Consider the following 13,191-nt stretch of genomic DNA (forward strand, 5'->3'; position numbering starts at 1 on the left):
GGATCCCTGGCTGTGTGAGAACTGTGCAGGAGGTCCTGCGGAGCGTGCTCCGCGGACGGCACGATCTCAGAGGGTAGCCCCGCTGAGCCCGTCGATCCAATTCGCGAGCAGACGGATGCCCGCATCCCCCGATTTCTCGGGGTGGAACTGCGTCGCCGACAGCGGCCCGTTCTCGACGGCGGCCAGGAACGGAGCACCGTACGTGCACCACGTGAGCGTCGGCTGGGGGAACGGAGGCTGCACGTCCAGGAGCCACTTCTGCACGCCGAACGAGTGGACGAAGTAGAAGCGCTCCTGCTCGATGCCGCGGAAGAGCCTCGACCCCTCGCCGGGCTCGACGGTGTTCCAGCCCATGTGCGGCAGGACGGGCGCATCCAGCTCGGTCACGATCCCGGGCCACTCGCCCAAGCCCTCCGTGTCGACTCCGCGCTCGACGCCGCGCTCGAAGAGCACCTGCATACCGACGCAGATGCCGAGCACCGGCCGGCCCCCCGCGAGCCGCCGCTCGATGAGCTCGTCGCCGCGGCTCTCGCGCAGGGCCTCGGCCACGGCCCGGAAGGCTCCCACGCCGGGCACGACGAGGCCATCCGCCTCCAGCACGAGCGCACGGTCCGACGTCAGGCGCGCGTCGGCGCCGGCGGCGGCGAGCGCCTTGACGGCGGAGTGGACGTTGCCCGAGCCGTAGTCGAGGACGGCGACGAGCGGTGCGGCGCCGTCGCTCGTGCGAAGCCTGGGAGCCTCGGTCACAGAGCGCCCTTCGTGCTGGGGATTCCCTCGACGAGCGGGTCCAGCGCCTTCGCCTGCCGGAACGCGCGCGCGAACGCCTTGTACTCCGCCTCGGCGATGTGGTGCGGGTCACGGCCCGACAGGACGCGGACGTGGACGGTGAGCGCGGCGTGGAACGAGATCGCCTCGAACGTGTGGCGCACGAGCGAGCCGGTGAAGTGCCCGCCGATGAGGTGGTGCTCGAATCCGGCCGGTTCGCCGGTGTGGACGAGGTAGGGGCGTCCGCTGATGTCGACGACGGCCTGCGCGAGCGCTTCGTCGAGCGGCACGAGCGCGTCGCCGTACCGCGAGATGCCGGACTTGTCGCCGAGGGCCTCCCGGATCGCCTGGCCGAGCACGATCGAGATGTCTTCGACGGTGTGGTGCGCGTCGATGTCGGTGTCGCCCGAGGCGCGCACGGTGAGGTCGGTGAGCGAGTGCTTCGCGAACGCCGTCAGCAGGTGGTCGAAGAACGGCACCGTGGTGTCGATGCGGCTGCGTCCCGTGCCGTCGAGGTCGAGCTCGAGCTCGACGGTGGACTCGCTCGTCGCGCGTCTCAGCGACGCGGTGCGGGATGCAGCGCTCATGTGGCCGATCCTACCGAGGCGAGGGCATCGAGGAACGCGGTCGTCTCGTCCTCGGTGCCGGCCGTGACCCGCAGGTGGTGCGGGATCCCGACGTCGCGGATGAGCACGCCCCGGTCGTACAGCGCCTGCCAGGTCGTCGCGGGATCGTCGACGCCGCCGAAGAGCACGAAGTTGGCCCAGGAGTCATGAGCGGTGAACCCGAGCGCCTCGACGGTGGCGGCGATCCGGTTGCGCTGCACGACGATCTCGTCCACCATCCGCAGCATGACGGGAGCGTGACGCAGCGCAGCGCTCGCGGCCGCCTGCGTGAGGGCACTCAGGTGGTACGGCAGCCGCACCAGCCGGAGGGCGTCGATGAGGACGGGGTCTGCGGCGAGGTAGCCCACTCGCGCTCCGGCGAAGGCGAACGCCTTGCTCATCGTGCGCGACACCACGAGCCGCTCCCTGCCCTCGAGGAGCGTCAGCGCTGAGTCCTCCTCACGCGGCGCGAACTCGAAGTACGCCTCGTCGACCACCACGATTCCGTCGGTCGCGTCGTAGACCGCCTCGACGACGTCGAGGCCGAGCGGCGTGCCGGTCGGGTTGTTGGGCGAGCACAGGAACACCACGTCGGGACGCGCATCCGCCACCTGGGATGCCGCGTCCGCCGCGTCGAGCGCGTAGTCGGGCGAGCGGGTGCCCGCCCTCCATTCAGCACCCGTCCCGCGGGCGAGGAGCGGATACATCGAGTAGGTCGGCGCGAAGCCGAACGCCGTGCGACCGGGCCCCGCGAACGCCTGCAGGATGTGCTGGAGAACCTCGTTCGAACCGTTGGCGGCCCAGATCTGATCGCGGGTCAGCCCGTGACCGAGGTAGTCGGCGAAGCCCTCGCGCAACGCGCTGAACTCGCGATCGGGATAGCGGTTGACATCGCGCAGGGCGAGTGCGATCGAGTCGACGATGTCGTCGGCGACGTCCTGCGGCACGGGATGCGTGTTCTCGTTGACGTTCAGCGCGACGGGGAGCGCGGCCTGGGGGGCGCCGTACGGCGTCAGCCCACGGAGATCGGCGCGCAGGGGAAGGTCTTCGAGGCGGGGACTCACCCCTCCCATGCTAGGGCGGCACGCGGGTCGGCGGCGGCTCGTGACGCCAGATGGCCCTACGGCTTCTGGTCGTACTCCGCCGGGATCGACAGGCGCTGACCCGCCCACACCGCCGCGCTGTCGAGCGCGTTCAGCCGGACGATCTCGTCGACGACATCGCGCGGATCGTCGGACGGCGCGACCTCCTCGGCGATGGACCAGAGCGAGTCGCCGGGTGCCACGGTGATCGTGGTGAACGCGCCGGCGGGGGCGCCGTCGTCGCGCGACGCGAGGGCGGAGCCGCCGCTCATGACCGCGAAGGCCAGGGCGAGCACGGCCGGCAATGCAGCGATCAGCGCCAGCACACGGCGTCCGCGAGCCGTGAGTCGCAGACGCGTCGCGCGGGCGGCGACGGCGCGCGTCGCGTCGGCGGGCGAGGCGACGGTCGTCGTGATGCCGATCGCGGTCATGCTGTCCTCCTCTGGTGGGGAGAGATTCGCAGTCCCCGCTCGGCCGGGAGCGGGGACGTGCGAACCTCTCTTCCGAAGCTATCTTCGAGTCTGTACGATGTCAATACCCGAATCCGGATGTGGAGTCTCGAACGCGACACGCGGCGAAGTTGTTCCCCTCGCACGTCACGGCCGGATACGGTTTCGATACGAGAACCCCACCACGGGCCTCCGACATTCGAAGAAACCGCGCTCCGACGGGCGCGAGACGGGAGCCGGACATGAGCGACGCGGCCGGGCGCGAAAAGCCCCAGACACGACGGCGCAAGAGCCTCAGCGACAAGCAGCTCGCCATCCTCGAGGTGATCCAGCGCTCGATCGCCCGGCACGGCTACCCGCCGAGCATGCGCGAGATCGGCGACGCAGTGGGACTCAAGTCGCTGTCGAGCGTCACGCACCAGCTGAACCAGCTGGAGCTCAGCGGGTATCTCCGCCGCGACGCGGGCAAGACGCGCGCCATGGAGGTGCTGATCGATCTGCCCGGCACCGCCACCGAGAGCCCCGCCGACAGCGCGCCGTCGGTCGGCGATGCGGCGCTCGTGCCTCTCGTGGGCCGGATCGCCGCCGGCGTGCCGATCACCGCCGAGCAGCAGATCGAGGAGATCTTCCCGCTCCCCCGGCAGCTGGTCGGCAAGGGCGACCTCTTCATGCTCCGCGTGTCGGGCGACTCGATGATCGACGCCGCCATCTGCGACGGCGACTGGGTCGTGGTGCGCTCGCAGGCGACGGCCGAAAACGGCGAGATCGTGGCCGCCATGCTCGACGGCGAGGCCACCGTCAAGACCTTCCGGCAGCGCGACGGGCACACGTGGCTGCTCCCCCGCAACTCCGCGTTCGAGCCGATCCTCGGCGATGACGCGGTCGTGCTCGGAAAAGTCGTCGCCGTGCTCCGGGCGGTATGACGGGTTTCATCCGATACGCGTGTAGCCACGTGAGCGGCGTCGCGCTATAAGGGGGAGATGAACGCCGAAGCGCCGGTCGCCGACTCCCCCGATCTTCACGCCCGCCTGGCGGAGCTCGAGGCCGAGAACGCCCGGCTCCGCGCCGGAGCCGGCCCGGCACCGGGCGTCGCCCGCGGTCCGCGCGGCTCTCGCTGGCGGGCATTCCTCTCAGCACTGTGCATCGTCATCGCGACGATCCTGGTTCCCCTCGCGATCGTGACGGCCTGGGCGCGGCTGGAGCTGGTCGACGAGGACGCCTTCGTCGCGACGCTCGCGCCGCTCGCCGAAGATCCGGCGGTGCAGCAGATGCTCGTCGACGAGACGGTTGAAGCCGTCGAGGCGCAGGTCGACTTCGAGGCGCTCACCGCCGACGTGTTCGACGGCATCGCGCAGCTCGGCCTCCCGCCGCGCGCCACGGATGCGCTCCGGCTGCTCGAGGCGCCGGCCGCAGAGGGGCTCAGCAACCTCCTCACCCAGACCGTGACCCGCGTCGTGGACTCCGACGCGTTCGCCGACACCTGGACCACCACGACGCGGGCCGCGCACCGCGTTCTGACGGCCGCCGCGACCTCCGACGGCGACGGCGTCGTCGTGCTCACCGACGAGGGCCTCGGCATCCAGCTGGGCACGATCGTCGACGGCGTCAAGGAGAACCTCCTCGATCGCGGCGTCGGGATCGCCCAGCTGATCCCCGCCGTGGACCGTGTCGTGATCATCGGCACCGGCGAGACCCTCGTCACCGTCCGCACGGTCTATGCGCTCGCCACCACTCTGGGCTGGTGGCTTCCGGTCATCTCGATCGCGCTCTTCGCCGTGGGCATCGTCACCGCTCGACGCCGCAGCACGGCCATCCTGGGGACGGGTATCGGCTTCGTCGTGGGCGGCGGGGCACTCGCGCTCGCGTTCGCAATCGGCTACCCGGCCGTCGGCCAGGCCGCCGTGCAGCTCGGAGTGTCGTCAGCTGCTCTGGGCGTCGTGTACGAGAGCCTCGTCGGGTCGATGCAGCAGACGGCGGCGATCGTGGTCCTCCTGGGTGCCGTGATCGCGGTGCTCGGGTGGTTCGCGGGGCGCTGGTCGCCGGCGGCCCGCACACGGCGCGCGGTCGGCTCGGTGAACGCGTCGCTGCGCGCGCGGCTGACGGAACACGGCTTCTCGACGGGACGGTTCGGCGTCTGGCTCGCGCGCTACCGCGCGGCCGTCCTCACGCTCGTCGTGGCGCTCGCAGTCGTCTGGCTGTTCGCGTTGCGACCGCTGTCGGCGGGCGACGTCTTCCTCGTCCTCCTCGTCGCGCTCGCCGTCGCGTGGATCCTCGAGATCCTGCAGAGGCGCGAAGATCTGACGGATGCCGCGGAACCGAGCCCGGACGAGGTCACCGTCCTCTCCGCAGCCGCAGGCGACGACGACACCGGGCTCTCCCCGGCGACCGTCGCCGTCGACACGCCGGCCGGCGCCGCGGAACCCACGGAGCCGGCGCCCGCCGAGACGGCGGGGCCGGCATCCGTCAGCCCGAAGCGCAAGCCGCGCGCCCGCTGATCGCTACACCGGCGCGGCGGCCGTCTCGCGCGCGGAGCGCGTCGCCTCGACGAGGTTGCGCAGCGACGCCACCGTCTCGCCGTAGCCGCGAGTCTTGAGACCGCAGTCGGGGTTGACCCACACCTGACGCAGCGGCAGCTCGGCGACGGTGCGGTCGAGCAGCTCTGCGATCTCTCCGACGGACGGCACGCGCGGCGAGTGGATGTCGTACACGCCGGGCCCGATGCCGTGCGCGAACCCCGACTGCGCGATGTCGCCGATCACCTCGCCGCGGCTGCGTGCCGCCTCGATCGAGGTGACGTCCGCGTCGAGCGCCGCGATGGCGTCGATGACGACGTCGAACTCGGAGTAGCAGAGGTGCGTGTGCACCTGCGTGGTCGCCAAGGCTCCCGCTGTGGCGAGGCGGAAGGACGCCACCGACCAGTCGAGATACGCGGGCTGGTCGCTGAGCTTGAGAGGCAGCAGCTCGCGGAGCGCAGGCTCATCGACCTGGATGATGCGGATGCCGGCTGCCTCGAGGTCGGTGATCTCGTCGCGCAGCGCGAGCGCGACCTGGTCGGCGGTCTCGGCGAGCGGCTGGTCGTCGCGCACGAACGACCACGCCAGGATCGTCACGGGGCCGGTCAGCATGCCCTTCATGGGCTTGTCGGTGAGCGACTGCGCGTAGGCCGACCAGGCGACGGTGATCGGCGCGGGGCGTGACACGTCCCCCCAGAGGATCGAGGGGCGCGTCGCCCGCGAGCCGTAGGACTGCACCCAGCCGTTCCGCGTCACCGCGAACCCGTCGAGGTGCTCGGCGAAGTACTGCACCATGTCGTTGCGCTCGGCCTCACCGTGCACCAGCACGTCGAGGCCGAGCTCCTCCTGCAGCGCGACGACACGCGCGATCTCGTCGCGCAGGAACCGCTCGTACTCGTCGCGGGTGATCTCGCCGACGGCGTGGCGCGCCCGCGCCCGGCGGATGTCGCCGGTCTGCGGGAACGAGCCGATGGTCGTCGTCGGCAGCACGGGCAGGTCCAGCGCCGCCTCCTGGGCAGCCACCCGGTCGGCGTACGCGCCGCGCGAGTAGTCCGGGGAGCCGAGCTGCGCGACCCGACGGCGCACATCCCCGTCGCGCACCCCGGGTGCGCTTCGCCGGTCGGCGAGGGCGGCGGATGCCTCGGCCAGCGCGTCTGCGATGGCCGCACGGCCCGCGACCAGGCCTGTCGCGAGCGTCACCACCTGCTCGGTCTTCTGGTCGGCGAAGGCGAGCCACGAAACGAGGCGTTCGGCGAGTTCGGGCTCGTCCCGGACGTCGTGCGGCACGTGCTGCAGCGAGGTGGACGTCCCCGCGCTCACGTGGGCGGCGCCGAGGGAGCGGAGCGCTTCGAGACGACCCCACGCCGCCTCGACGTCGCCGCGCCAGATGTTGCGGCCGTCGACGACACCGCCCACCACGGTCTTGCTGCCGAGTCCGGGAGCCGCATCAGGCACCGAACCGCGCGAGAGGTCGATCGCGATCGCCTCGACCGGCGCCGCGGCGAGCACTCTCCACGCCTCGGGTGAGAGTTGAGCGTATCCTGCGGCGACGAGGATCGCGGGCCGGTCGCCGTCGGCGCCGAGCGCGGCGTAGGCGCGCGCCGCGGCATTCGCCAGCACCTGCGGCACCACCGGCAGGCTCTCGCTCGCGAGAGCCGGCTCGTCGAGCTGGACCCACTCGGCTCCGGCGGCGCGCAGGCTCGAGAGCAGCTCGGCGTAGACCGGGAGCAGGTCGTCGAGGCGGTCCAGCGGCAGGAAGCCCTCGGGTGCATCGGAGGTCGCCTTCGCCAGCGCGAGCAGCGTCACGGGCCCCACGATGACGGGGCGCACCGTGAACCCATCGGCCGTCGCCTCGGCGACCTGGCGTGCGAACCGGTCGCTCGAGAGCGCGAACCGCGTCTCGGGACCGATCTCGGGCACGAGGTAGTGGTAGTTCGTGTCGAACCACTTCGTCATCTCGAGCGGGGCATCCTCCCCCGCTCCGCGCGCCGCCGTGAAGTACGCGGCGAGGCCGACCGTGCCGTCCGGCTCGCGGAGGGGCGCGAAGCGCTCCGGGATGGCGCCGACCGCCGCAGCGGCGTCCAGCACCTGGTCGTAGTACGAGAAGGTCTCGGGGATCGACGAGTCGTCGCGGCCGAGCCCGAGGGCGGCGAGACGCTCGCGCGTCGCGCGGCGCAGGTCGGCGGCGGTGCGCTCGAGCGCCGCCTCGTCGATGGCGCCCGACCAGTGGGCCTCGACGGCGCGCTTGAGTTCGCGGCGGCGCCCGATGCGCGGGTAGCCGAGGATCGTGCCGTTCGGGAAGGGCGGGCGAGGATCGGTCATCGGTGGGCCTCCTTGTGAGGGTCGGGAGAGGTGACGATGCCGGCGTCCCGGAGGACGGCGAGCACTGTGTCGTGGCTGTTGAAGGCGTAGAGGTGGATGCCGGGAGCGCCGCCGTCGAGCACGCGCCGGGCGAGCTCGGCCGCGTGGGCGACGCCGACGTCGCGCTGCCCCTCGGGCGTCGGCTCGATCTCGAGCGCGATCGAGAGCTCGACGGGCAGCGGCTCCCCCGTGAGCTCGAGCACGCGACGCAGGCGGACGGGCGACGTGACGGGCATGATGCCGGGAAGGATCGGGATCGTGACGCCGGCCGCACGTGCGCGCTCCACGAAGCCCAGGTAGTCGTCGGCGTGGAAGAACAGCTGCGTGATCGCGAGAGTCGCGCCTGCCGCCTGCTTGGCCAGCAGCGCGTCGATGTCCTGGGTGGCGTGGCGTGAGCGCGGATGCCCGTTCGGGAACGCCGCCACGGCGATGTCGACCTTCGGGCGCTGCTCGACCCGCACCGCGCCCGGGACGCCCGGGAACGGCGCCTCCGTGTACGGCGCCCGCTCGGCCTGCACGCGGTCGATCAGCTGCACGAGCTGGGCGGCGCTCTCGATGTCGCCCAGGAACGCGTCGTCTTCGCTCGCACCGACCGGCGGGTCGCCGCGGAGGGCGAGGAAGCTCGTGATGCCGGCATCCAGGAACTCCCTGATGAGGGCGTTCGCGCCGGCGTACGTGCTGCCGACGCATGTGAGGTGCGCGAGCGGCTCGACATGCGTCTCGCGGAGGATGTGCGTGAGCAGCTCGAGCGACCGCCCGCCGGTCGAGCCGCCGGCGCCGTAGGTCACCGAGATGAACCGCGGGTTCACCCCCGCGAGATGGCGGATCGTCTCGTGCAGGGCCGCGAAGCCGGCGTCGGAGCGAGGCGGGTAGACCTCGAACGAGACGGGCACGGGAGGAGTGCTCAGGTCGATCGGCATGGCGAGCTTCTCGGGTCGGGGGTCGGAACTTCGGGCCGGGCGGCCGCGGCACCTCTCGTGCGCCGGTCGTCCGGCGGAGGGTGGCATCGCGGGCGGGTGCCGGGCTCGGCTGTCGCTCCCTGCCCGGCATCCGCATTCGCGGCGCCGGGCGACGATGCGACCACGGTAGCGGAGCGCGGGCGACCGTCGTCGTCCTGTGACCTTCTGTTTCGCCGTAGCGTGGTGGCGTGACGACACCCGCGGTGCTCCCGTACGGCAGCTGGCCCTCTCCCCTGTCCGCCGCCGAGGTGTCGGCGGCCTCCCCGCGCCTCGACGGCGCACGGTTCGTCGGCGGCGAGGTGTGGTGGGGCGAGTCGGTGCCCGAGGAGGCCGGCCGCACGGCGGTGCGCCGGAGGACGGCATCCGGAACCGTCGAGGACGTGCTCGCGGCACCGTGGAGCGCGCGATCGCGCGTGCACGAGTACGGCGGCGGCTCGTGGACCGCCACCGACGAGGGGGCCCTGTTCTTCGTCGAGAAGACCGACCAGCGGGTCTGGCGGCTCGATGCCGGCGCGCCGCCGCGGCCGCTCACGGCCGACGACGGTGACGTCCGATACGGCGGCCTCACGCTGCAGGGCGGACGCCTGCTGGCCGTGCGCGAAGCCCACGACGACGGCAGCGCACCGCGGCGCGACATCGTCGAGCTGCCGGTCGACGGGTCGGGCGCGGAAGAGCCGCCCCGCGTCGTCTCGCTCGTCGCGGGCAGCGACTTCGTGGCGCAGCCCGCGCTCTCGCCCGGCGGCACGCACCTCGCCTGGATCGCGTGGAACCACCCCGACATGGCGTGGGACCGCGCCGAGCTGCGCGTCGGACGCGTCGACGACGGGCGTGTCACGCAATGGCGCACGATGGCGGGCGGCACGAGCTCGCCGCTGCAGCCGGAGTGGGCGGATGCCGCGACCCTCCTGTATGCCGACGACCCGACCGGGCGGTGGAACCTGTGGCGGCTCAGGCTCTCGCGGGACCTGCAGGTGGAGCACCGCGAGCACGTCGCCCCCGCCGACGCCGACACCGGCGGACCGCTGTGGGTGCTCGGGCCCCGCTGGTTCGCGACCCTCGACGACGGCCGAGTCCTCGCCGTGCGGACGAACGGCGAGGACGAGCTCGTCCTCCTCCACCCCGACGGGTCGGCGCGCCCCGTCCCGGCGCCGGCCGTCACCCGTATGTCGATCGAGGACGTCCGCGGCACGCGCGTGCTCCTCGAGGGCGCGGGCGCGCGCGGCGCAGGCCTCTGGGAGATCGACGTCGACCGCCCCGGCGACGCGCGCGTGGTCGCCGGCGCGTCGTCGCCGTGGGGCGACGAATGGATGCCGCAGCCGCAACCCGTGACGGTGTCAGGCCCCCGCGGGCCCGTGCACGCCTTCGACTACCCGCCGACGAACCCCGGCGTGACCGGTCCCGACGGCGAGCTGCCGCCGTACGTCGTGTTCGTGCACGGCGGACCGACGGACCACGTCGGCGGCGCGGCGACCGGCAGGATCGCCTACTTCACGAGCCGCGGCATCGGCGTGCTCGACGTCAACTACGGCGGCTCCAGCGGCTACGGCCGCGCATACCGCGAGCGCCTTCTGGGCCAGTGGGGCGTCGTGGACGTCGATGACGTCGTCGCGGCGGCACGCGGACTGGCCGACGCCGGGGTCGCCGATGGGGCCCGCGTCGCCATCGCGGGCGGCTCTGCCGGAGGCTGGACCGTGCTGTGCGCCGTCACCCGCTCCGAGGCCTTCGCCGCCGGGATCAGCCGGTACGGCGTCGCCGATCTCCGGCGGCTCGCCGAAGACACCCACGACTTCGAGGCGAGCTACCTCGACGGCCTGGTGGGGCCACTGCCGGACGCGGAGCAGGTGTACGCCGACCGCTCGCCACTGTCGCACCTCGACCGGCTGCGCACACCGCTGCTCATCGAACAGGGACTCGACGATCTCGTCGTGCCGTCGTCGCAGTCCGAGGCGGTGCGCGACGCCCTCGCCGCGAACGGCGTGCCGCGTGCGTACCTCGCGTTCGAGGGCGAGGGCCACGGGTTCCGCCGCGCCGAGACCGTCATCCGCGCGCTCGAGGCCGAGCTGTCGTTCCTCGGCCAGGTGCTCGGCTTCGACACGCCGGGCGTGCCGAAGCTCGAGCTCGACTGAGCGCTCAGACCGCGAACGGCGCGAGCCTGGAGGCGAGATGCTCGCCGACGCGGGCGTGGACGGCGGTTCCGCCCTCTTCGTGCCGCTGCGACAGGATCATGCCCTGCTCGTGGATCGCCGAGACCAGGTCGCCGCGGTCGTACGGCACGAGCGCCCGCACCTCGACCGCGGGAAGCGGCAGCGCCGCCTCGATCGCCTCGCGGAGCTCGGCGATGCCCTCACCGGTGCGCGACGACGCGAAGACCGCCTTCGGCTCGAGCCCGCGGAGGACAAGGCGCGTGTCGTCGTCGATGAGGTCGGCCTTGTTGAAGACGACCAGTTCGGGGATGTCACGCGCGCCGACGTCGCCGATCACATCGCGGACCGTCGCCAGCTGAGCTGCCGGGTCGGGATGCGACCCGTCCACGACGTGCAGGATGACGTCGGCGTCGCCGACCTCCTCGAGCGTCGAGCGGAACGCCTCGACCAGCTGATGCGGCAGGTTGCGCACGAACCCGACCGTGTCGGTCAGCGTGTACACGCGGCCGTCCGTGGTCGCGGAGCGACGCACCGTGGCGTCCAGCGTCGCGAACAGGGCGTTCTCGACGAGCACGCCCGCGCTCGTGAGCCGGTTGAGCAGACTCGACTTGCCGGCGTTGGTGTACCCCGCGATCGCGACGGACGGCACGGTGTGCCGCTTGCGCTCGGCGCGCTTGGCGTCGCGCGCGGGCGCGAAGTCGCGGATCTGCCGGCGCAGCTGCGCCATGCGCGTGCGGATGCGACGGCGGTCCAGCTCGATCTTCGTCTCACCGGGACCGCGCGAGCCCATGCCCGCGCCGCCCGCGCCGACCTGGCCACCGGCCTGACGGCTCATCGACTCGCCCCAGCCGCGCAGGCGCGGCAGCAGGTACTCGAGCTGCGCGAGCTCGACCTGGGCCTTGCCCTCGCGGCTCTTCGCGTGCTGGCTGAAGATGTCGAGGATCACGGTCGTGCGGTCGATGACCTTGACCTTCACGACGTCCTCCAGCGCGCGGCGCTGGCTGGCGGCGAGTTCGGTGTCGGCGATCACGGTGTCAGCGCCGACGGCGGCGACGATGTCGCGCAGCTCCTCGGCCTTGCCGCGTCCGACATAGGTCGCGGGGTCGGGGTGGGGACGGCGCTGCAGCACGCCGTCGAGCACCACCGCGCCGGCCGTCTCGGCGAGCGCCGCGAGCTCGCGCAGCGAGTTCTCGGCATCCTCCGTCTCACCCTGCGCGTGCACTCCGACGAGCACGACGTTCTCGAGGCGCAGCTGCCGGTACTCGACCTCGGTGACGTCCTCGAGCTCGGTCGAGAGCCCTGGGACGCGGCGCAGAGCCGCCCGCTCCTCGCGGTCCCACTGCTCGCCGTCGGTGTCGGTGCGGCCGATCGTGGCGTCGTCCTGCAGCGCCTGAGCAGCCCCGAAGACACGCACCCCCGAGCGCGCCTCGGCGCGCGCCAGCACGCGATCCACCGGGTCGACCGGTGTCTCGTCCGTGCTCTGGGGTGTCTGGATATCCGTCATGTGTTCCTTTCGGGATGCCTTTTCCGGCGTTCATCGGCCGGTTCGAGGCATCCGTGAATTCTAGTCCCGCTCGGTGAGCTGCGCCCGGTGAACCGGTTCGGCTCGGGCTCTCCCACGCCGCCCACCTCCTCCGCTAGGCTCGTCAGCCATGGGGAGCGACCACTACTTCAGTGCCTCGCCCGCCAGTCCCGAGAATCTGCGACGCGTCCGCGTCACGCTCGCTGGGCGAGACGTCGAGGTGACGACCGCCGGCGGCGTGTTCAGCCCCGACCACGTGGACTCCGGGACCGCGGTGCTGCTGTCGAACACTCCCCCGCCGCCGCCCAGCGGGAACTTCCTCGATCTGGGATGCGGATGGGGACCGATCGCGCTGAGCCTCGCGTTCGACGCGCCGCACGCGACGATCTGGGCCGTCGACGTCAACGAGCGTGCACTCGACCTGGTGAGGCGCAACGCCGAGGCGCTCGGTCTCGTCAATGTCAACGCGATGCGGCCCGACGATGTTCCCGACGACATCGTGTTCCGCACGATCCGCTCGAACCCGCCGATCCGGGTCGGGAAGCACGAGCTGCACGGGCTCCTCGAGCGGTGGATCCCACGCCTCGACGAGCGCTCCGACGCGTGGCTGGTCGTGCAGCGCAACCTCGGGTCCGACTCGTTGCAGCGATGGCTCGCGGCCACTTTCGATCGCGGTTACAGCGTCCATCGCGCCGCGACGGCGCGCGGCTTCCGCGTGCTGAAGGTGCGCCGCCACGGCTCGCCGCCGAGCGAGCCGATCGCGCTGCCCTCGACCTGATCCGCAGGCAGCG

General features: G+C 72.3%; 11 protein-coding genes. 4 read left to right on the forward strand and 7 right to left on the reverse strand.

The features are described from left to right. Window positions 1-66 precede the first annotated feature (66 nt). From hisH to AC3ANN_RS10575, 4 genes are read right to left on the reverse strand one after another with little or no spacing between them, the layout of a single operon-like run. The gene (hisH, locus tag AC3ANN_RS10560) at window positions 67-747 is read right to left on the reverse strand and encodes an imidazole glycerol phosphate synthase subunit HisH (protein ID WP_488337360.1); all 681 of its coding nucleotides are present in this window, start codon (window positions 745-747) and stop codon (window positions 67-69) included. Then, window positions 744-1,352: an imidazoleglycerol-phosphate dehydratase HisB gene (gene hisB, locus AC3ANN_RS10565; RefSeq protein WP_488337361.1), complete on the reverse strand. Its 609-nt coding sequence runs from the start codon at window positions 1,350-1,352 to the stop codon at window positions 744-746. Before hisB ends, hisH begins: the two co-directional genes overlap by 4 nt. Beyond that, a complete protein-coding gene (locus tag AC3ANN_RS10570) occupies window positions 1,349-2,443 on the reverse strand; it encodes a histidinol-phosphate transaminase (RefSeq protein WP_488337362.1) in 1,095 nt (364 codons plus the stop codon). The genes hisB and AC3ANN_RS10570 overlap by 4 nt, the downstream gene beginning before the upstream one ends. A 47-nt stretch (window positions 2,444-2,490) precedes the next feature. Continuing rightward, window positions 2,491-2,883 carry a LysM peptidoglycan-binding domain-containing protein gene (locus tag AC3ANN_RS10575; RefSeq protein WP_488337363.1) on the reverse strand — a complete coding sequence of 131 codons (393 nt, stop codon included), beginning with the start codon at window positions 2,881-2,883 and terminating at the stop codon, window positions 2,491-2,493. A gap of 260 nt (window positions 2,884-3,143) precedes the next feature. On the opposite strand from AC3ANN_RS10575, the gene lexA reads away from it, so the two are divergent. After that, window positions 3,144-3,824, forward strand: coding sequence for a transcriptional repressor LexA (lexA, locus tag AC3ANN_RS10580; protein WP_488337364.1), 681 nt, complete (start codon window positions 3,144-3,146; stop codon window positions 3,822-3,824). Window positions 3,825-3,881: 57 nt separating this feature from the next. Further along, window positions 3,882-5,396 carry a hypothetical protein gene (locus AC3ANN_RS10585; RefSeq protein ID WP_488337365.1) on the forward strand — a complete coding sequence of 505 codons (1,515 nt, stop codon included), beginning with the start codon at window positions 3,882-3,884 and terminating at the stop codon, window positions 5,394-5,396. A gap of 3 nt (window positions 5,397-5,399) precedes the next feature. On the opposite strand, the gene metE is transcribed toward AC3ANN_RS10585, so the two are convergent. After that, entirely contained in the window at window positions 5,400-7,736 is a 2,337-nt protein-coding gene (metE, locus tag AC3ANN_RS10590) for a 5-methyltetrahydropteroyltriglutamate--homocysteine S-methyltransferase (RefSeq protein ID WP_488337366.1), read from the reverse strand. Then, window positions 7,733-8,695 (reverse strand): methylenetetrahydrofolate reductase, encoded by a 963-nt coding sequence (locus AC3ANN_RS10595; RefSeq protein ID WP_488337367.1) that lies wholly within the window; start codon window positions 8,693-8,695, stop codon window positions 7,733-7,735. Before AC3ANN_RS10595 ends, metE begins: the two co-directional genes overlap by 4 nt. A 227-nt stretch (window positions 8,696-8,922) precedes the next feature. On the opposite strand from AC3ANN_RS10595, the gene AC3ANN_RS10600 reads away from it, so the two are divergent. Then, complete coding sequence (locus tag AC3ANN_RS10600; RefSeq protein WP_488337368.1) at window positions 8,923-10,860, forward strand: S9 family peptidase; 1,938 nt, start codon at window positions 8,923-8,925, stop codon at window positions 10,858-10,860. 4 nt (window positions 10,861-10,864) lie between these two features. On the opposite strand, the gene hflX is transcribed toward AC3ANN_RS10600, so the two are convergent. Continuing rightward, complete coding sequence (hflX, locus tag AC3ANN_RS10605; RefSeq protein ID WP_488337369.1) at window positions 10,865-12,382, reverse strand: GTPase HflX; 1,518 nt, start codon at window positions 12,380-12,382, stop codon at window positions 10,865-10,867. Window positions 12,383-12,530: 148 nt separating this feature from the next. Here hflX and AC3ANN_RS10610 point away from each other — a divergent pair, with 148 nt between their 5' ends. Then, a complete protein-coding gene (locus AC3ANN_RS10610; protein WP_488337370.1) occupies window positions 12,531-13,178 on the forward strand; it encodes a class I SAM-dependent methyltransferase in 648 nt (215 codons plus the stop codon). Window positions 13,179-13,191: the final 13 nt, after the last annotated feature.

The organism is Microbacterium sp. STRO-2N (genome assembly GCF_057747775.1).